Source organism: Armatimonadota bacterium, assembly GCA_031459715.1.
Taxonomy (GTDB): domain Bacteria; phylum Sysuimicrobiota; class Sysuimicrobiia; order Sysuimicrobiales; family Humicultoraceae; genus Humicultor; species Humicultor tengchongensis.
Genome location: JAVKIA010000032.1, coordinates 1 through 19,651 on the forward strand (window position 1 = coordinate 1; position 19,651 = coordinate 19,651).

The 19,651-nt window shown below is 70.0% G+C and carries 17 protein-coding genes; 14 read left to right on the plus strand and 3 right to left on the minus strand.

The window, feature by feature from the left end:
* The 14 genes from QN152_10770 to QN152_10835 form a co-directional block, all read left to right on the plus strand.
* A partial coding sequence (locus QN152_10770; GenBank protein ID MDR7539991.1) for a thiolase family protein occupies positions 1 to 477 on the plus strand: 477 nt, incomplete at its 5' end.
* A gap of 10 nt (positions 478 to 487) precedes the next feature.
* Positions 488 to 1,276 (plus strand): enoyl-CoA hydratase/isomerase family protein, encoded by a 789-nt coding sequence (locus QN152_10775; GenBank protein MDR7539992.1) that lies wholly within the window; start codon positions 488 to 490, stop codon positions 1,274 to 1,276.
* An 86-nt stretch (positions 1,277 to 1,362) separates the two neighbouring features.
* Positions 1,363 to 2,739 (plus strand): hypothetical protein, encoded by a 1,377-nt coding sequence (locus QN152_10780; GenBank protein MDR7539993.1) that lies wholly within the window; start codon positions 1,363 to 1,365, stop codon positions 2,737 to 2,739.
* Entirely contained in the window at positions 2,736 to 3,029 is a 294-nt protein-coding gene (locus QN152_10785) for a hypothetical protein (GenBank protein MDR7539994.1), read from the plus strand. Before QN152_10780 ends, QN152_10785 begins: the two co-directional genes overlap by 4 nt.
* Positions 3,030 to 3,062: 33 nt before the next feature.
* A complete protein-coding gene (locus tag QN152_10790; protein ID MDR7539995.1) occupies positions 3,063 to 5,636 on the plus strand; it encodes a molybdopterin-dependent oxidoreductase in 2,574 nt (857 codons plus the stop codon).
* Between the two features lie 121 nt (positions 5,637 to 5,757).
* Positions 5,758 to 6,360 (plus strand): 4Fe-4S dicluster domain-containing protein, encoded by a 603-nt coding sequence (locus tag QN152_10795; protein MDR7539996.1) that lies wholly within the window; start codon positions 5,758 to 5,760, stop codon positions 6,358 to 6,360.
* A 51-nt stretch (positions 6,361 to 6,411) separates the two neighbouring features.
* Entirely contained in the window at positions 6,412 to 7,329 is a 918-nt protein-coding gene (locus QN152_10800; GenBank protein ID MDR7539997.1) for a DmsC/YnfH family molybdoenzyme membrane anchor subunit, read from the plus strand.
* Positions 7,330 to 7,650: 321 nt separating this feature from the next.
* Positions 7,651 to 8,469: an IclR family transcriptional regulator C-terminal domain-containing protein gene (locus QN152_10805; GenBank protein ID MDR7539998.1), complete on the plus strand. Its 819-nt coding sequence runs from the start codon at positions 7,651 to 7,653 to the stop codon at positions 8,467 to 8,469.
* On the plus strand, positions 8,456 to 9,943 hold the full coding sequence (locus QN152_10810) for a UbiD family decarboxylase (protein MDR7539999.1): 1,488 nt from the start codon (positions 8,456 to 8,458) through the stop codon (positions 9,941 to 9,943). The genes QN152_10805 and QN152_10810 overlap by 14 nt, the downstream gene beginning before the upstream one ends.
* 14 nt (positions 9,944 to 9,957) lie before the next feature.
* Positions 9,958 to 10,788 (plus strand): HAD-IIA family hydrolase, encoded by an 831-nt coding sequence (locus QN152_10815; GenBank protein ID MDR7540000.1) that lies wholly within the window; start codon positions 9,958 to 9,960, stop codon positions 10,786 to 10,788.
* 1 nt (position 10,789) lies between these two features.
* Entirely contained in the window at positions 10,790 to 12,619 is a 1,830-nt protein-coding gene (locus tag QN152_10820) for a PEP-utilizing enzyme (GenBank protein ID MDR7540001.1), read from the plus strand.
* Between the two features lie 174 nt (positions 12,620 to 12,793).
* A complete protein-coding gene (locus QN152_10825; GenBank protein MDR7540002.1) occupies positions 12,794 to 15,586 on the plus strand; it encodes a molybdopterin-dependent oxidoreductase in 2,793 nt (930 codons plus the stop codon).
* A 154-nt stretch (positions 15,587 to 15,740) separates the two neighbouring features.
* Positions 15,741 to 16,802, plus strand: a complete 1,062-nt coding sequence (locus QN152_10830) for a PEP/pyruvate-binding domain-containing protein (GenBank protein MDR7540003.1) — start codon at positions 15,741 to 15,743, stop codon at positions 16,800 to 16,802.
* An 8-nt stretch (positions 16,803 to 16,810) separates the two neighbouring features.
* Positions 16,811 to 17,332 carry an NUDIX hydrolase gene (locus QN152_10835; protein ID MDR7540004.1) on the plus strand — a complete coding sequence of 174 codons (522 nt, stop codon included), beginning with the start codon at positions 16,811 to 16,813 and terminating at the stop codon, positions 17,330 to 17,332.
* A gap of 257 nt (positions 17,333 to 17,589) precedes the next feature.
* Here QN152_10835 and QN152_10840 read toward each other — a convergent pair whose 3' ends face one another.
* The 3 genes from QN152_10840 to QN152_10850 form a co-directional block, all read right to left on the minus strand.
* On the minus strand, positions 17,590 to 17,847 hold the full coding sequence (locus tag QN152_10840) for a ribbon-helix-helix domain-containing protein (GenBank protein ID MDR7540005.1): 258 nt from the start codon (positions 17,845 to 17,847) through the stop codon (positions 17,590 to 17,592).
* A 217-nt stretch (positions 17,848 to 18,064) separates the two neighbouring features.
* Positions 18,065 to 18,514 carry a GNAT family N-acetyltransferase gene (locus QN152_10845; protein MDR7540006.1) on the minus strand — a complete coding sequence of 150 codons (450 nt, stop codon included), beginning with the start codon at positions 18,512 to 18,514 and terminating at the stop codon, positions 18,065 to 18,067.
* An 89-nt stretch (positions 18,515 to 18,603) separates the two neighbouring features.
* Complete coding sequence (locus QN152_10850) at positions 18,604 to 19,581, minus strand: ABC transporter substrate-binding protein (protein MDR7540007.1); 978 nt, start codon at positions 19,579 to 19,581, stop codon at positions 18,604 to 18,606.
* Between the last annotated feature and the right edge of the window lie 70 nt (positions 19,582 to 19,651).

A 19,651-nucleotide genomic window follows, 5' to 3' on the forward strand; every position in this document is an offset into this window, starting at 1 on the left:
GGCGTCAACGACGGCGCGGCGGCGCTGCTGCTGACCTCGGCGCGGCGGGCGCGGGCGCTGGGGCTGCGGCCGCTGGCGCGGATCGTGGCCACCGCGGTGGCCGGGGTGGACCCGGCCTACATGGGCATCGGCCCGGTGCCCGCCACCCGCAAGGCGCTGGCGCGGGCCGGGCTGCGGCTGGAGCAGATGGACGTGGTGGAGCTGAACGAGGCCTTCGCCGCCCAGGCGCTGGCGGTCATCCAGGAGCTGGACCTGGACCCGGCGCGGGTCAACCCCAACGGCGGGGCGATCGCCCTGGGCCCCCCGCTGGGCTGCTCGGGCGCGCGCATCCTGACCACCCTGGTGCCCGAGCTGGCCCGCCGCGGCGCCCGCTACGGCCTGGCCACCATGTGCATCGGCGTCGGCCAGGGCATCGCCACCATCGTCGAGCGCGTGGAGTCCTCGTTCGCGCCCAGGAGGACAAGGGCAGACAGATGAGGAGGTAAAGGTGAGCACCGTTACCCGGCCAGAAACTCGATTCATCAAGCAGCAGGAGCGGGACGACGTCCTGTACGTCACCCTGGACCGCCCGCCGCTCAACGTGCTGACCATCAGCATGATGTCGGAGCTGATCGGCGTCTTCGACCAGGTCGCGGCCCGGCAGGACAGCTTGAGGGCCGTGGTGCTGCGAGGCGCGGGCAAGGCCTACTCGGCAGGCGTGGACATCAGCGAGCACCAGGGCGAGACGCTGCGCCCGCTGCTCGACAGCTTTCACCGCCTGATGCTGCGTGTGCTGGCCAGCCCCGTCCCGGTCATCTCGGTCGTGCACGGCTACGCCTTTGGCGGCGGCTGCGAGCTGGCCACGGTCTCAGACATGGTGCTGATCGCCGAGGACGCGAAGATCGGCGTGCCGGAGATCAAGCTGGCCGTGTTCCCGCCGGCCGCGGCGGTGCTCTTCCCACGGCTGATCGGCACCCACCGCGCGCTGGAGCTGATCCTGACCGGCGAGCCGATCAGCGGCGCGGAGGCGGCCCGCATCGGCCTGGCCAATCGGGCCGTGCCGGCCGCGGAGCTGGATGCGGCGCTCGAGGCGCTGCTCGCCCGCCTGCGGGCCACCAGCGCGGCCGCGCTGAGGCTGGCCCGCCGCGCGGTGCTGGACACGCTGGACCGCTCGACCGAGGAGGCGCTGCACTACCTGGAGCAGGTGCAGGTGGAGCAGTTGATCCCGTCCCACGACGCGCAGGAGGGCCTGCGCGCGTTCCTGGAGAAGCGCGCGCCAGTGTGGCAGCACCGGTGATACAGTCGTCAGCCAGCAGTCGGCCGTCGTCAGCCTGAGTCTGACTGATGGCTGCCGACCGATGACCGACGACGGGAGGACAGTCCATGTGTGGGGCGGCGCATCCCGAGGAGCGCAGCGCGGTGGGCCAGCCGCAGGCAGGCACGCCGCGCGTCATCGACCTGGAAGACTTGGTCGCGGAGCTGATGCCAACGGCCACCTTCATCGCCAGCGAGCCGGAGGTCCGGCGCACAGGAGCCGGCTTCATCGGCTATGGCGCGACGAAGCCGGGCGACCGGGTGCTGCTGGCGGTGGACACGCACTACGAGTGGCGCGTGGTGGAGGCGACCGCGCGAGCCCTGCGCGAGCGGGGCGCGAAGGTGGACGTGGTGACCGTGGACGTGGGCCCGGACCGCGAGTTCATCGATCTGGAGGAGATCAACACCGTCATGCGGCGCGAGCCGTGGGAGCTCCGCCCACGCCGCTGGGAGGGGGTGCCCTGGGTGGAGGAACTCGCGCTGCGGGGCAGGTACGACCTGCTGGTCCACGGCAAGGGCGGCAGCATCCCCCAGACCCCGCACCGCTACGAGGCCTTCCCCTGGCTGACCGCGGAGCACTTCGCCAGCCGCGCCACGCACTATCCCCGCAAGCTCCACACCCTGATCAACCTCAAGGCGTGGCAGCAGATCCGCGAGCAGGGCCGCGGCGGACGAGTGCACCTGACGGACCCGGAGGGGACTGACCTGCGCTGGACCCTGTGGGACGAGTACTTCGATGGCAGCCGCCTGGGCAGCGGGGAGACGCCCTTCTGGGGACACCTGATGTCCCACCCGCCGACGCCGATCCTCGCTCAAGAGGACGCCACCGGGGTGGCGGCCGGCACCACCTCTCACTTCGCGCGGCCGTTCCCCCGCATCCGCGTAAGCGTCCAGGACGGGCTGGTGCAGACGGTGGAGGGCGGCGGGGCCTACGGCCGCGCCTGGAACGAGCTGCTGGACGAGTCGCGCACCACGCAGTACCCGTGCTTCCCGCGGCCGGGCCTGTTCTGGCTGTGGGAGGCGGCCATCGGCACCAACCCCAAGATCGCCCGGCCGTCGCGCATCCATCGCCTGTCGTCGGGCGGCTTCGAGTGGGAGCGGCGGCGCTCCGGGGTGATCCACCTGGGCTTCGGCACCTTCTGGCGCGGGCCGGAGGAGCGCTGGGCGGGCGAGCGCGGCCTGCTCTATGGCCATCTGCACGTGCACCTGCTGTTCCCCACGCTGGAGATCGAGACACGCAGCGGGCAGCGGATCACCGTCATTGAGCGGGGGCGGCTGACGGTCTTGGACGACCCGGAGGTGCGAGCGGTGGCGGCGGAGTTCGGGGACCCGGACGAGCTGCTGCGGGAGGACTGGGAGCCGGCCATTCCGGGCATCTCGGCGCCCGGCAGGTATGACGAGTACGCCGCCGACCCGGCCAGATGGATCTACGGCGAGGCGCGATGAGCCCCACCCGCGCCGAGGTGGCGCTGTTCGGCTTCGTGTACGACCTGGGGCCGCCGACCCGCTTCAGCCTGGAGCTGGACGGGCGGCCGACCGTGGGCGAGCTGCTGGAGCACCTGGTCCGGCACGCGGGCGAGCGGCTACGGGCGCGGCTGTTCACCGCCGCGGGGGGCCTGCAGCCGGGGGTGCAGGTGTTCGTGGAGCGCGAGACGCGCAGCCTGGACGAGCGCCTGCCCGAGTCGCCCCGGGTGGCGGTCAAGATCGTGGTGCTGCACACCACGGCAGGAGGATAGGCAGACAGGGCGTCCGATCGAAAGGAGGAGGCCGTGCCGAAGAGCGTGCCAAAGGAAGACCGCTGGGTCGCCACCACCTGCGGCCTGTGCTACAGCGTATGCGCCATCAAGGCGCACGTGGTGGACGGGGTGGTGGTCAAGATCGAAGGGAACCCGGACTCGGGCACCAACCGCGGCCGCATCTGCGCGCGGGGCCAGAGCGGCATCATGCAGCTCTACGATCCCGCGCGGGTGAACGTGCCCCTGAAGCGGACCAACCCCCGGAAAGGGATCGGCGTCGACCCCGGCTGGGTGGAGATCTCCTGGGACGAGGCGCTGGACCTGGTGGCCGAGCGCCTGCGCCGGCTGCGTGCGGACGACCCGCGCAAGATGATCCTGACCGGGACGGTCACCGCCCAGGACGAGTTGACGCTGGGGCGGATCTTCACCGCCGCCTTCGGCACGCCCAATAGCTGGAACGCGGGGGCCGGCAACCACTGCGGCAACGCCGAGCACCTGCTGGGCGCGGTGATGCACGCCGCCTGGGCCAAGCAGCCCGATCCCAACTACTGCACCTACCTGCTCAACTTCGGCTGCGCGGCCGGCTTCGGCTCCTACTACGCCGTGCCGGCCATGGCCCAGCGGATCGCCGAGGCGCGGGCACGGGGGATGCGCCACGTGTGCATCGACCCCTTCCTCAGCCCGGCCGCGGAGAAGGCGGACGAGTGGATCCCGATCCGTCCGGGCACCGACGGGGCGCTGGCCATGGCCATGCTCAACCTGCTGCTCAACGAGTACGGGCTGTACGACCGCGAGCACCTCGCCTGGCGCACCAACGCTCCCTACCTCGTCGGCCCGGACGGCCGCTTCATCCGTGACCCGCGGAGCCGCAAGCCGCTGGTGCTGGACGAGGCCGACGGCGAGGCGCGCCCCTTCGACGCCCCCGAGGTGCGCGCGCCGGCCCTGGAGGGCAGCTTCGAGGTCCTTGGCGCGCGGGCCCGGCCCGCCCTGGAGTTGCTGCGGGACCAGGTGCGCCCCTGGAGCCCGGAGCGGGCCGAGCAGCTCACCACCGTTCCGGCCGCCACCATCCGCCGCCTGGCGCGGGAGTTCGGCGAGGCGGCCCGCATCGGCAGCACCATCCAGCTCGAGGGCAAGACCCTGCCCTACCGCCCGGTGGCAGTCATGTACTTCAAGGGCGCCCAGGGCCACCGGGCCGCCCTGCCCAGCAGCCTGGCGATCGAGCTGCTGGCGGAGGTGGTGGGCGCCTCGAACGTGCCGGGCGGCGTGCTGAGCATGAACGCCCGCTCGTTGGGCTCGCCCGAGACCGGCCTGCCGGCCTGGACGCCCGCCACCGACGAGGACGGGATGCTGCTGGCCGGCGCCTGGGCCAACCCCTTCCCTCCCTACCCGCCCAGGGAGGTGCGGGTGGGCGAGACGGCCGACCTGCGCAGCCTGTTCCCCACCTGCCCGGGCTCGTCGGGGCTGGTGACCTACGCCCTGAGGCACCCGCAGCAGTTCGGCGTGCCGTACCGGGTGGAGGTCAACCTCCACCTGGGCGCCAACTTCGTCATGACCGCGGTGGACCCCAACGCGGTCGTGGAGGCCTTCAAGGACATGTTCCAGGTGTCCTTCAGCCTGTTCCTGGACGAGTCGACCGAACTGGCGGACGTGGTGCTGCCGGTCGCCAGCTACCTGGAGCGGCTGGGTTCTACCGACTGGCTGGCCTCCAACACCCCGGTGGACGAGTGGAGCTACCACCTGCGCCAGCCGGTGGTCCCGCCGGCCGGCCAGCGGCGGCTGGCGACGGAGGTGCTGCTGGAGCTAGTGGAGCGGCTGGACATGCGGGAGGAGTTCTACGCGGTCTTCAACGCTGTGTGGCAACTGGGCGAGCCGTACCCGCTCGACCCGAGCCGCGCCTATACCTGGGAAGAGATCATGGACCGCGTCTACCGCAACCGCTTCGGGGCGCGGTACGGGCTGGACTGGTTCCGCGAGCATGGGGTGCTGAAGTGGCCCAAGAAGGTCGAGGAGGTGTACTGGCTGCCGTTCAACAAGGCGCGGGTGCCCATCTACCAGGAGTGGCTGCTGAGGGTGGGCGAGCAGGTGAAGCAGGCACTGCGCGAGCTCCAGCTCGAGGCGGACACCTCGGGCTTCACCGCGCTGCCCAACTGGGCGCCCTGCCGCGCCCACCTGGACGGCCACGACGGCCACGACCTGTTGGCCATCTACTACAAAGTCCCCCTCCAGACCTTCTCCGGCACGTACGACAACCCCTGGCTGGCGGAGCTGTCGGAGATCAACCCCTTCGTGTACCGGGCGGCGCTCAACGCCGAGACCGCCCGCCGCAAAGGCATCGCCGACGGCGACTGGATCAGGATCACCTCGGCCACCACCGGCCAGAGCGTGCGGCTGCGCGCGGCGGTCACCCAGGGCATCCACCCGGAGGTGGTCGCCATCGCCGGCGCAGGCGGCCACTGGTCGAAGCGGCTGCCCATCGCCGCGCAGCCGGAGAAGGGAGCGTTGTTCGAGTGGCTGATGCCGGCCAGCCTGGACAACGTGGACCTGCCCACGCTGACCCAGGACCAGTGCGTGCGGGTGCGCGTGGAGCGCGAAGGAGGGCCGCAATGAGAGGCAACAGCCCCCTGCCTCCCTGGGGGAGGGTCAGGCTGAGGGCCTCCCATCGCGGCCACACGGCACCTGCCCCGAACCGCGAGCCAACCCCATACTGCGTCCGCACTGGAGGTGCGCCGTGAGACTGGGCATGGTCATCGATCTCAAGAAGTGCATCGGCTGCTACGGCTGCGCGGCGGCCTGCAAGGCGGAGAACGCCACCCCGCCCGGCGTGCTGTGGTGCCGGGTGGTGAAGGTCGAGAGCGGGACCTACCCTCAGGTGCGGCGCATCAGCGTCCCGCTGCAGTGCAACCACTGCGGCGACCCGGAGTGCCTGAAGGTCTGCCCGACCGGGGCCACCTTCAAGCACGAGAACGGGATCGTGGACATAGACCACGAGCTGTGCGTGGGCTGCCGCTACTGCATGATGGCCTGCCCCTACCAGGCGCGGACCTTCCAGCACCAGGTTCTCGGCTACTTCCCCGGCGGGCTGACACCGTACGAGCAGCGGGGTTACCAGCGCCACCAGGAGGGCACCGTCTCCAAGTGCAACTTCTGCCTGCCGCGGCTGGAGCGGGGGCTGGAGCCGGCCTGCGTGGCCAACTGCATGTCCCGGGCGCGCATCTTCGGCGACCTGGACGACCCGACCAGCGAGGTGGCGCGCGCCATCCGCGAGAAGGGCGCCCAGCCACTGTACCCGGAGCTGGGCACCGACCCGTCCATCTTCTACATCGCACCGTGAGCGGGGTCGGGGGCCAGGGCCGCTGGCCCTCGACCCCGAGAGGAGGCGCACATGGCTACCGCGAGCCCACCCCAACGTTCGCCGCTGATGACGCCGAGCTTTCTGCTGGCCGCGGACCTGAAGGCGCGCTACCGCCCGCAGCGGGAGTGGGTGGAAGGGCGCGGCCTGTTCCTGATCGTGGCGCACTTCCTGAGTGGGGCCGGGGCCGCCGCCTGGCTGCTGGCCGTCCCGCTCAACGGGCCGCCCGGCCTGGTGGTCGGCTGGGTGCTGGTGGCGCTGAGCGGCCTGGCCCACCTGGCCTTCCTGGGCAAGCCGGCCCGCTTCTGGCGGATGGCGCGACGGCCGCACTCGTCCTGGATCAGCCGCGGGCTGCTGGGACTGGCCGTGTTCCTGCTGAGCGGAGGGGGGTTCCTGGGGCTGGCCTGGCTCGGCCAGGGCGGCTCGGCCCTGGGCCAGGGGCTGTTCTGGCTGTCGCTGCTGGGCGCGGCCTGGCTGCTGGTGTACAAGGGCTTCGTCTGGGCCTCGGCCAAGGGCATCCCGCTGTGGAACACGCCGCTGGTGCCCATCCTGTACCTGGTGTACGGCCTGCGCGGCGGGCTGGCGGCGCTGCTGCTGGTGGCCCTGGCCCAGCCGCGGGCAGGCGAACTGGCGGCCATGGAGACCCTCAAGCTGTGGCTGGGGCTGTCGTCCGCGCTGCTGGTGCTGGTCTACGTGGCGGTGATGCGCGGGACCGGGCTGACGGCGGCCGCGTCGGTGCGGGCACTGCTCAGGGGTCAGGCCGCGGCGGTCTTCTACCTGGGGGTGGTACTGCTGGGCCTGGTCTGGCCCATCGCCCTGGGCGCCTACGCCCTGGCGACGCCCGTGAGCGGGGTCGTGCTGGCCAGCGTGGGCCTGACCTCGTTGCTGGGCGACCTGGCGCTGCTGTACGCCGTGGCCCGCGCCGGGCTGTACCGCCCGCTGCCCGCGTAGCCGGCCGCTCGAGCGCCGCTACCCCCTCTCCCGGATGGCCGGGGTCTCCCCCAGGGGGCGGCCGGGGAGAGAGCGCCCCGGCGCCACCCAGGCAGCCGCCCTCGGCGCACCCCTGACTGCGCCAGGCGCTCGCCCGTCGCCTCTCCACCCTACGCAAGGCACATGCGGTCGGAACCATGAGCCGATATGTGCACACGATGGGCTAGTCATGAGGTTGGGCACCGCTTCGCCGGTCAGACCGAGTAATACATTGACATACAACGTTGTACGGTGTACACTAGGCGTGCCATGCGGGACGGCGTTTCGCAAAGTGAAACTCCTTTGGAAGCGAGCCGCTACTTCGTTCACTCGCTGGCCAAGGGGCTGGAGGCGCTCCGGTGCTTCGGCCCGGACAGCCCGAGTCTCAGCCTCAAGGAGCTGGCCGAGCGTCTGGGGTGGAACAAGGCCACCGCCTTCCGCTTCGTCTACACCCTGCAGCAGCTCGGTTACCTCGACCAGGACCCTCGCACCAGGCGCTACCGGCTCGGCGTGCGGGTGCTGGACCTGGGCTTCAGTTGCCTGAACAGCCTGGGGCTGTCCGAGCGCGCCCAGCCGTACCTGGAGGAGCTGTTCCACCAGACCGGCCAGCCGATCCAGATGACCATCCTGGACGGCGCCGACATCGTGTATCTGGCGCGCGTGGCCGATCGGCGGCTGACGGTCATCAACCTGTATGTGGGCTGTCGCCTGCCAGCCTACTGCACCTCCACGGGCAAAGTCCTGCTGGCGCACCGCCCCTGGGAGGAGGTGCGGCGGCTCCTGGCCGGGGTGGCCTTGCAGGCGCACACCCCCTACACCATCACCGACCTGGAGCAGCTCCGGCTCGCTCTGGAGCAGGTGCGCCGGCTGGGATACGCCGTCGGCGACCAGGAGCTGGAGCTGGGCGTCCGCTCCCTGGCCGTCCCGGTGCGGGACGCGACCGGCCAGGTGGTGGCGGCCATCAACATCTCCACCCGGGTGGCGCGAGTTGACCAGCCCACGCTCCTCGGCCGCTATCTGCCCCTGGTCATCCAGACGGCGGAGCGCATCTCCGCCGCCCTCGGCTACAAGCCCAACGCCACTTCACATCCACGGAGGGAAGCGATCCATGCCATTCCGTGACCTGCGAGAGTTCATCACCGCGCTGGAGCAGCAGGGCCAGCTTTGCCGCGTCACGCGCCAGGTGGACTGGAACCTGGAGTTGGCCCACGTGGCCAAGCTGAACGAGGAGCGTGGCGGAGCGGCGCTGCTGTTCCAGGACATCAAAGACTACCCCGGCAAGTACGTGTTCAGCGGCGCCTTCACCGCCAGGGAGCGGATGGCCATCGCCCTCGGCCTGGACCCCCATACCCGTTACGTCGAGCTGGCCCGCCACTGGGTCCAGCGGACCCAGGAGCGGGTGCCCCCGGTCATGGTGGAGCAGGGCGAATGGCAGCAGAACGTCCGCCAGGGGGCGGAGGTGAACCTGCTGGAGCTGCCCGTCCCCTGGGTCTATCCCGCCGACGGGGGCCGCTACATCGGCACGGCCGTCTACCTGATCACCCGCAATCCCGACACCGGGCGGGTGAACCTGGGCACCTACCGCGGGATGGTCATTGATGAGCGGACCATCGGCATCCAGATCATCAAGGGCAAGGACGCCGACATTGACCTAAAGGCCTACGCGCGCGCGAAGCAGCCCATGCCCTGTGCCTACGTCATCGGCGGCAATCCGCTGCTCTTCGCCTGCTCCAGCACTCTGTTTCCCATCGATTTCAGCGAATACGACGCCGCGGGTAGTCTCAATGGCGCTCCTATCGAGGTGGCTCACGGGCTCACCACCGACCTGCCCATCCCGGCCGGCGCGGAGATCGTCATCGAAGGCGAGATCATGCCCGGAGAGACCCTGCCCGAGGGACCGTTCGGGGAATACACCGGCTACTACAGCGGCGCGGGTGAGCATACGCGCGAGTTCATCACGGTCAAGTCGCTGGCCTTCCGCGACGAGCCCATCCTGTGGCTGAGCACGGTGGGTAAGCCCACCACCGACACCCACATGATCATGGGCATCAACCACAACGCCACCCTGTGGAGCGACCTGCTGCGAGCCAAAATCCCCGGCATCCAGGCGGTCTACTGCCCGCCCGAGGCGGCCGGCCGAATGCTGGCGGTTATCTCCATCCGCCAGATGTATTACGGCCACTCGACCTGGGTGGGGTTGGCCGCCTTCTCTTCCATCACCGGTAACTACGGCCTCAAGACGGTGATCGTGGTGGACGAGGACATCGACCCGGAGGACTGGAGCCAGGTGCTGTATGCCCTCGCCTTCCGCTTGCAGCCGGAGCGAGGCATTCAGGTGCTGCACCGCGGACGCTCCACGCCGCTGGACCCCTCCCTGCCGATCGACAGCCGCTATCTGACCTCTCGCGTCCTGATTGACTGCTGCATCCCCTATGAGTGGGAGAAGAAGCCGCGACCCATCGAGTTAGACCAGGAACTGGTGAAGCGCATCACCGACGAGTGGGACACCTACTTCGGGCAACTTCCGGCCGACGGGCACGAGGCGCGAGCGAGGGAGCGTCCACTTGCCGTGCCAGCGCCTAGCGCGCGGCGGTAGGACGGGACACGCCGATGGAGCGCGTCAGAGCGGCGCGAGGCTTCCTGCTGGACGTAGACGGCTGCCTGATGCTGGGCCAGGAGGCGGGCGGCAGCGGCGGGCAGCCGCTGCCCGGCGCGGTGGAACTGGTCTCCAGGCTCAAGGCCGAGGGGCGAAAGGTCCTGTGCTTCACCAACAGCACCGGCCAGGCTCCGGCCGAGAACGCGCAAGCCCTGCGCCGAGCGGGGTTCGACCTCACCGACCAGGAGTTCATGACCCCGGCGGTGGTGGCGGCCGAATACCTTCGTCGCCACCACCCGGAGGCCAGGGTGCTGGCCATCGGGGGACGAGGGATCACGGCCCCGCTGGAGGAGCGAGGCCTGACCCTGGTCCCGCTGGAGGCGGCGCGAGACGCCAGCGTCGTGCTGGTGGGGCGCGACACCGACTTCAGCTACCGCAAGCTGGAGGCAGGATGCCAGGCTGTGTGGAGCGGGGCGTCCCTGCTGGTCACGAGCAACGCCCGCTGGCTGCCGGTGCGCGGCGGGAAGGTGCCGGGCACCGGGGCCATCGTGGCCGGCATCGCCTACGCCACCGAGACGGAGCCGCTGGTGCTGGGCAAGCCCTCGCCGCTGGTCCTGCAGATCGTCGGGGAGGTCCTGGGCCTCGCCCCCACGGAGCTGGCCGTGGTCGGCGACGACCTGGAGCTCGAGGTCCGCATGGGCCGGGCGGGCGGAGCGTTCACCGTGCTGGTCCTGAGTGGCGCAACGCGGGAGGAGGACCTGCGAGACCTCCCGCGGGAGCTGCGGCCTGATCTGGTGGTGTCCGACGTGGGTGAGCTCAACCGGATGCTCGATGGAGGAGGTTGACATGGTCACGACCAGGAAGCGGTTCCCCTACCCGTGGGAGGTGGAGACGCCGAAGGGCGCCGAGGGCTGGGAGCGAATGTATCCCTACTACCTCCTCTCCAGCGAGGAGACCCGAGCGCACGAGCAGAGCCTCTTCTGGTTCCAGGACAAGATCCATCACGCCTATGCGCTCTATCCCTTCGATGTCATCACCTTTGAGGCCTGGCGCTTGGCGCTGGGGCAGTACAACACCAGGGTCTTCGGCGTGCCGCCAGCCCTGGGCATAGACCACCGGGTGCTCAACGGCTACCTGTACATCGCGCCCGTCCCCGTGGCCGACCCGGAGGAGGTGACTCGACGGGTCGGGTACTTCCAGAAGCGGGCCGGCTACTACTTCGAGCACTGGAACGAGCTGTTCGACCGCTGGCGCCCCAAGGCCGAGGCGGTGATCCGTGAGATGGAGAAGATCGCCTTCAGACCGCTGCCGGCCTGGGAGCCGGAGGAGGTCGTGTTCGAGGGCAGGGGACGCTCCAGCGGCTACGACCTCCTGGCCAGCTACTCCGAGCTGATCAACAGGTTCTTCCTGATGTGGCAGTACCACTTCGAGATGCTGAACCTCGGGTATGTGGCCTATCTCACCTTCTTCCAGTTCTGCAAGACCGCCTTCCCGGACATCCCCGACCAGACCATCGCCCGCATGGTGGCGGGCATCGACGTCCTGCTCTTCCGTCCGGACGAAGAGCTGAAGGGCCTGGCCCGCAAGGCGGTGGAGCTGCAGGTAGCCGAGGCCTTCACCCGCGCGGCCAGCGCCCAGGCGACGCTTCAGGAGCTGGAGCACACCGACAACGGCCGGCAGTGGCTGCGGGCCCTGGACCAGGTCAAGTACCCCTGGTTCTACTACTCCTCCGAGTACGGCTTCTACCACGACCAGCCGAGTTGGATCGATGACCTGTCCATCCCCTTCAGCGGCATCCGCGGCTACATCGAGCGGCTGCAGCGGGGCGAGGATATCAGCCGACCGACCCAGAAGCTCCTGGCGGAGCGGGAGCAACTCGCCCAGGAGTACCGGGCCCTGCTCAGGACCGACCAGGACAGGCAGCAGTTCGACCAGCTCGTCGGCCTGGCCCGCACCGTTTTCCCGTACATCGAGGACCACAACTTCTTCGTCGAGCACTGGTCCCACACCATCTTCTGGCAGAAGATGCGGGACCTGGGGCAGGTGCTGGTGGAGGCGGGCTTCCTCACCGACAGGGAGGACGTCTTCTATCTCAACCGCCACGAGGTGGCCCAGGTCGTGTACGACGTGGCTTCCTCCTGGGCCGTAGGGGTGCGGCCGGTCGGCGTCCAGCGCTGGCGGGACGAAGTCCAGCGACGCCGAGAGATCCTCCAGGTGCTGCGCGAGTGGACCCCTGTCCCCGGCCTGGGGGAGCCGCCGGAGACCGTGACCGAACCCTTCACCGTCATGCTCTGGGGGATCATCAGCAACACGGTGAAAGAGTGGCTGGAGGGGCCTGCCGAGCGGGCGAACGAACTGCGCGGCTTCCCCGCTTCGCCGGGGGTGGCCGAGGGGCCGGCCCGATTGATTCGAGCCGTGGAGGACATCGGCCAGGTCCAGCCGGGCGAGATCCTGGTCTGCCCCATGACCTCCCCCTCCTGGGCGCCCGTCTTCTCGCTGATCAGTGGCACTGTCTCCGACATCGGCGGCATGATGTGCCACGCCGCCATCGTCAGCCGAGAGTACGGCCTGCCCGCCGTGGTGGGGACCGGCTTCGCCACCACCGCCATCAAGACGGGACAGCGGGTGCGGGTGGATGGCAACCAGGGGGTAGTGACTATCCTGAGCGCAAGCTAGGCGGCGCCTCCGCCACGCTTACGGCGGGTGCGCGCTTCGTCGCGCGGGGGCTGAGCTCCCTCCGGTCGCGCAGGCTGGTCCACCCGACGGAGGGCGAGCCCCCGCGCGGGCGGCGCGCTGGCGCGGCGAGCCGCTGGCACCCCCGGGCCAAGGGGAGAAGCGAGAGGGCGAGGCATGCAGCTGCAGCTAGCGCTTGACCGCCTGGGCTGGAGTGGCCAGTCCGCGGGCACCCCGGACTACTCGCTTCACGAGCTCCGCCAGAGAAAGCTGCCGTGGGATCGTGTCGTCAAAGGGACCCACATCACCAACTGCTGGTACCAGTACTTCTGCAGCGTGAACCTCTACGTCAGGGACGGCGTGGTCCTGCGGGAGGAGCAGGCCGGCAACTACCCACCCAGAACCGATGGGACGCCTGACTTCAACCCGCGCGGCTGCCAGAAGGGGCTGTGCTATCCGGAGCGTCTGTACGACGCCAGCCGGCTGAAATACCCGCTGAAGCGAGTGGGCCAGCGGGGGGAGGGGCGCTGGCAGCGCATCTCCTGGGACCAGGCCCTGGACGAGATCGCCGAGGTGCTCCTGGAGACGCTGGTCACCGAGGGGCCGGAGGTGATCCACGAGGCGCGAGGGACGATGGGCTTCCTGGGCAGCAGCCAGTTGGCGGCCGTCAGCCTGCTGGACGTGCTCGGGGTGCCGCGGATGGACGTCAACACTGACCTGGGGGACGACCACCAGGGAGCCGCCCTGACTTTCGGCAAGGCGGTGTTCTCCGACTCGGCCGACAACTGGTTCCACGCCGACGTGATCCTGATCTGGGGCGGGAATCCCGCCTACACCCACATCCCCAACTACCACTTTATCGCCGAGGCCCGCTACCGCGGGGCGCAGGTCGTGGCCATCGGTCCCGACTACAGCGCCTCCGCCATCCATGCCGACCTGTGGGTGCCCGTCAACATCGGCACCGACGCTGCCCTGGCGCTGGGGATGGCTCAGGTCATCCTGGAGGAGGGGCTGTATCGGGCGGATTTCGTGCGGGAGCAGACGGACCTGCCCCTGCTGGTCCGCGAGGACAGCGGCCGCTTCCTGCGCGAGGCCGATCTCAAGCGCGGCGGTCGTGACGACGTGCTGTACCTGTGGGACGAGGCCAGGGGCCTCACCGAGGCACCCCGCAAGAGCCTGGAGCTGCACGGCCTCAAGCCGGCCCTAGAAGGCGCCTTCACGGTCGACACGCTGGCCGGCAAGGTGGCTGTCAAGCCGGTCTTCCAGCGCTTGAAGGAGCTCCTGGACCGGGACTACACCCCCCGGCAGGCGGGAGCGATCTGCGGCGTTCGCCCGGAGCTCATCCGCCGCCTGGCGCGCGGGGTCGCCCGCGCCAGGGGGGTGGTCAACATCAGCACCTCCAACTTCTCCAAGTTCTATCACGGCGACCTCATCGAGCGGGCCATCATCCTGGTCTTTGCCCTGTGCGGACACCTGGGCCGCAGGGGCGCCTCATACAATGCCTTCCCCATGCTCACCCTGGACACCGCCTTCGGGGCGACGGAGCGCCGGGGCGAGCACCTGCTCCTGGGCGCGGCTGCCGCGGACCCGCGCTACGCCCAGTGGCGGCTGGACGGCTACACCGACGAGATGGTCCTGTATGAGTACATCCGCGACGCGTTTGCCCGGGGCAAGCTGCGCTCCTCCGCCCTCACCTACCTGGTGCACGGCGGGCTGCTGGAGCTGTCCGAGCAGCACAACAGTTGGGACCCGTACCTGAAGCGGCCCGTTGGGGACTACCTGCGGGAGTCCCTGGCGAACGGCTGGCACGGCGTGTCTCCGCCATCCGATCGGACGCCCAAGGTGGTGATCGCCCAGGGCGGCAACATCCTGCGGCGGGTGCGGGCGAGCGAGCAGTTCCTGCGCTCGTTCCTGCCCAAGGTCCGGCTGCTGGTCACGCTGGACTGGCGGATGAGCACCACCGCCCTGTACTCGGACTACGTGCTGCCCATCGCCACGTGGTACGAGACCGACTCCCTGCCCTGGCGGGCCTCGCCCATCTCACCGTTCGTCGTCAGCAACCGCAAAGCGGTCGAGCCCCTGTACGAGGCGAGAAACGAGTGGGAGACCTACTTCCTCATCGCTCGGAAGCTGCAGGAGAAGGCGCTGGCCAGGGGGATCACCAGCTACCGAGACGCGCAGGGCCAGGAGCGGCGCCTGGACCGGCTGGAGAAGGAGCTGAGCCGCGACGGGCTCTACCTGGCCGAGGACGAAGAGGCCATCGCTCGCGACGTCTTCCTCAACGCGACCAACGTGGAACAGGCGGACTGGGACGAGTTCAGAGAGAAGGGCGTCCTGGACTACACCGGGGTGGGGAGGGACAGCCGCTCCATCGGCAACGCCTGTGACATCCAGCCAGGCGAGCCCATCGTCCCCCTGACCTGGCACACCGAGCGCAAGGAGCCCTATCCCACTCTGACGCGACGGATCCAGTTCTACATCGACCACCCCTGGTACCTGGAGCTGGGCGAGGCGCTGCCGGTGCACAAAGATCCCCCCAGGGCGGGAGGTGACTATCCCCTGTGCGTGACGGGTGGGCATGCCCGCTGGAGCATCCACACCTGCTGGACAGACCAGGCCGTGTTGCTCCGACTTCAGCGGGGCGAGCCCATCCTCTTCATGAGCAGGGAGGACGCACTGGCGCGCGGCATCGAAGACGGGGACCGGGTGGAGGTGTTCAACGACGTGGCCGCCTTCCAAGTCCAGGCGGCCGTCTCGCCGGCCGTGCGGCCGGGGCAGACCATCATCTACCACGCCTGGGAGAACTACCAGTTCCCGGCTTGGAAGCACTTCCAGAGCGTCATGCCTTCGCCCTTGAACCCGATCGAACTGGCCGGGGGGTACTTCCAGCTCCGGCCGCTGGTGCTGACCCTGACGCCGGGCCTCAGCGATCGAGATACCCGAGTGGAGGTGCGCCGCGGTCCGGGCTGAGCCAGGGGCGATGACGGGTGTGCAGGAGCCTCGCGAGCCTCCGGAATGTTGCCGGTGGGCGAGCCGGAGACCGGCGGTGGATACGTCTGGAGGCGCGCGGCGACACGGCACGCGTGGGGGAGCCAGGTCGGGCGAGCACTGAAGGGAGGGCGCCATGAAGCGGTACGTGGTCTGGTTCACCGACCCGGGCGCGACGGAACGGTCCCTGGTGGGCGGCAAGGTCGCCGGCCTGGCGGAGATGCTGCGCTACCAGGTGCGGGTGCCGCCGGGCTTCGCGGTGACCAGCCAGGCGTACGAGGGTTTCGTGGAGGAAAGCGGCCTCCAGTCGGAGATCAACCGCCTCCTGGAACGGCTCGACACCCGCACCCCCGAGCAGGTTGAGGCGGCCGGGGCACAGCTCCGCGGGCTGCTCATGGAGGAGGCGTTGCCATCCACGGTCGCCCGCCAGATCGACACGGCCTATCACGCGCTGGCGGAGCAGGTGGGGGTGCAGGACCCGCCGGTGGCGGTGCGCTCCAGCTCCACGGCCGAGGATACCGAGGCCGCCAGCTTCGCGGGCGAGTACGAGAGCTACCTGTGGGTCCGCGGCCTCGAGGCGGTGCGGCAGTGCGTCCGCGCCTGCTGGGCCAGCCTCTTCACCGCTCGCGCCATCGTCTATCGCGCTGAGCGGGGCATCCCCCACCGCGAGGCCCGCATGGCCGTGGCGGTGCAGAAGATGGTGCGGGCCAGGACAGGAGGCGTGATGTTCACGCTGAACCCACTCAGCGGCGACCCCTCCCGGATCGCCATCGAGGCGAGCTGGGGGCTTGGCTCGGCGGTGGTGGGCGGTGAGGTCACCCCCGACCAGTTCGCGGTGGACAAGGTGACCATGGCGGTGCTGGAGCGTCGCATCTCCCGCAAGACGCTGCAGCACCTGCCGCGGCCCGGCGGCGGCGTCCTCCCGGCGCCCGTGCCGGACGAGCTGCAAGCGACTCCCTGCCTCACCGACCAGGAGGTGCTGGAGCTGGCGCGGCTCGGCAAGCTGCTGGAGCGCTACTACGGCCACCCGCAGGACCTGGAGTGGGCGGTGGACGCCGACCTCCCCTTCCCGGACAATATCTTCCTGGTCCAGTGTCGGCCTGAGACAGTGTGGTCGCGGCGCGACGCCAGGCCCATCTTCGATCCCCAGAAGGGTGTCCTGGACTGGATGGTCGAGACGTTGCGGAAGGGCAGGTAGGCGGTCTCGTGGCCGAGGCGCCCTTCTGCCCCTACTGCCGTTCGGCCATGGGGCGCCGCCTGGACGGAGGCAGAGAGCGGTCGGCGTGTCCGGCGTGCGGCTACGTAGCCTACCGCAACCCCGTGCCGGTGGCCATGGTGCTGGCCCGCCGGGGGCAGGAGGTGCTGCTCACGCGCCGGGCTAACGAGCCCCTGCGCGGCTTCTGGGCGCCGCCGGCGGGCTACGTCGAGCTGGATGAGACGGTCGAACAGGCGGCGGTCCGCGAGGTGCAGGAGGAGACCGGGCTGGAGGTCGCCCTGGACGGCCTGCTAGGGGTGTACTCGCGGGCTGGAGTGGGGGTCCTGTTCGTGGTCTTCGGCGGTCGAGTGACCGGCGGCAGCCCGAGCCCGAGCGAGGAGGCGCTGGAGGTGGGCTTCTTCCCCCCGGCCGCGCTCCCCCCGCAGCCGCCGTCCCACGCCGGCACGCAGCTGGACCGCTGGTTCCTGGAGGTCGTCGAGGAGCTGCTGAGAGGGCGAGGGGCCGGGGCGTAGTCTCGCGGAGGCGAGCCAGGGCGCTCTTGGCCGCGGCGCAGCGCGGCCTCGGCAGCGCCATGCTCTGGCCAGGACCTCGGGGTGATCGAGGGCGAGTCCGTCCAACTCCTGGAGCTGCCGGCGGGCCTCCAGGGCCAGGACTGCCTCGAAGGCGCGCCGCACGGTGGCCGCGAGCCTCCGGTGCTGAGGACCTGACGCGCGCTCGAAGAGCTCTTTATCCGGCGAGGGCAGGCCACCCCACGGGACCGTGCCGCGCCTCAGTCCCAGGCCTGCTCCGCGAGGGCCTCTGGCACGACCTGGTCCAGCCAGCCAAGCTCCTCTTCAGTCTGCGGGTGCTCGTGATCGCCGCAGATGGAGCGTTCGACGTCCTCGCGCTCCTGAGCCTCCCGGAGCGCCTGCTCGATGAGTCGCCGGACCACGGCGCCGCGGCTCTCCCCAGCCCGCGCCAGCTTGTGGTCCAGGGCCTCCAGCAGCGGCGTGGGCAAGCTGATGGTGATTCGGCTCGACCTCGGCATCGCGCCCTCTCCTGCGCTCCCGGCCAATCCGCACCCTCCTTTTCATGCAGGAGTGTGGCAGAACGGGCGGACGCCTGCCAGCCTGTCCGTTCGGACGGCGGACGCGCCGGGCTCGGCTGCCGAGCCGCCACGCTGCAGGAGCGGGTTCGCCCAGGGGACCCGCGTCCCGCCCAGGGCCACTCGGCCGACGGCTGCGCGGCAGGTGGCCGGGACGGCCTCAGCGCCCGATGCGCTTCTGAAAGTGGAGCATGCGGCCCTGGACGAAGCCGAGGTGCTCGAAGAACCCCTCCATCTCGGTGTTGTCGCGGTCCACGATGGTGAAGATCGTGTCGATGCCGTGGTCCTCGGCCGAGTCGGTGAAGCGCTCCACCAGCCGCCTCGCCACCCCCTGGCCGCGGTAGGCGGGGTGGACGCCGATGATCTCGATCCAGGCCACGTTGCCGGGCAGGCCGAACTCCAGCTCGCCCGCGCGGCCGAGCAGGAAGCCGACGACCCGGTCGTCCATCTCGGCTACCAGCGAGGTCCAGTGCGGGCGGATGGCCTCAGACAGCTCGATCCGCTTCTCCCAGTAGTCCCGGCGGGCCACACCCGTGACCCGGTCCTCGATATCTACGATGGCGGAGAGGTCGTCCTTCTCCAGGTTCCTGACGTGGATGGTCTTCTGCATGATCCCGGTCCTCCTTGCGAGTTTGGGCGCGTGGGATTGCGCGGGAGCGCGGCGGCTCGTGTCCGTGGCAGACCTCTGGCGCACGGGTCTCACCAGATGCTGTACTGGTCCAGGGTGCCCTCGGCGAAGAGCTGCTCGATGGGGATGAGCCGGGCGGCGAGGCCCTGCTCGTGGGCGTAGCGGACCAGGGTCTCCAGCGCGCGGCGGTTGGGCTCCAGGCCATAAGGCCAGAAGTCCTGGCCCATGAGACGCTGCGTCCGCTCCACCTCGTCCAGCAGCCAGGGCAGGCTGTATTTCAGCGCGGCGGCCTCGGCCATGTCCTGGTAGCAGAGCTGGCGCGCCTGGTCGAAGGCTTTATACAGGCTCTGCGGGACCCAGGGGTGCCGCCGCGCGATCTCGGCGCGCACCACCAGCGTGTGCATGATAGGGAAGATGCCGGTCCGTCGGAAGTAGTCCTCCTCGGCCGCGCGGTAGTCCGGGAAGAGGCGCCCGACCGCGCCCGAGCCGGTGACGAACGCCTCGGGCTTGCGGGCGGTGATCAGCGCCACGATCTCGCCTGCCTCCAGCATGGCGCTGAGGCTCTGGCCGGGGCCGATGCGCCGCAGGCTGAGGCCGGGCGGTGGATCGAAGGGGAAGATGTCCTCGCGCGAGTAGAGCCAGGTGACGCGCTCCGGTGGCAGCCCGTACTCGTGCTGGAACAGGCCGCGCACCCAGACGGTGGCGGTCATCTGGTAGGCGGGCAGGCCGACCGGCTTGCCGGCTAGATCCTGGGGGCAGCGGATGCCGGCGCGGGTATTGATGTACACGCACCCATGGCGGAACATGCGCGAGAGGAAGACCGGGATGCCCACGTACTCCCAGTCGCCGCGGGAGCGAAAGTGGGTGAGGTAGGCCAGGCTGAACTCGGAGACGTCGAACTCCTGGTGGCGGACCTGGCGCCAGAAGATCTCCTCCACCGGCAGGCAGATGAGGTTGAGGTCCAGGCCCTCGGCCTGGACGCGGCCGTCCATGAGCGGGCGGGTGCGGTCGTAGTCCCAGCAGGCCAGGGTGAGCGACAGCTTGGTCACTTGTGCAGCTCCACACGGCTCCATGGAGTACGCGGATTCGCGCTTGGGCCGTAGCGCGGCGGGCGGACAG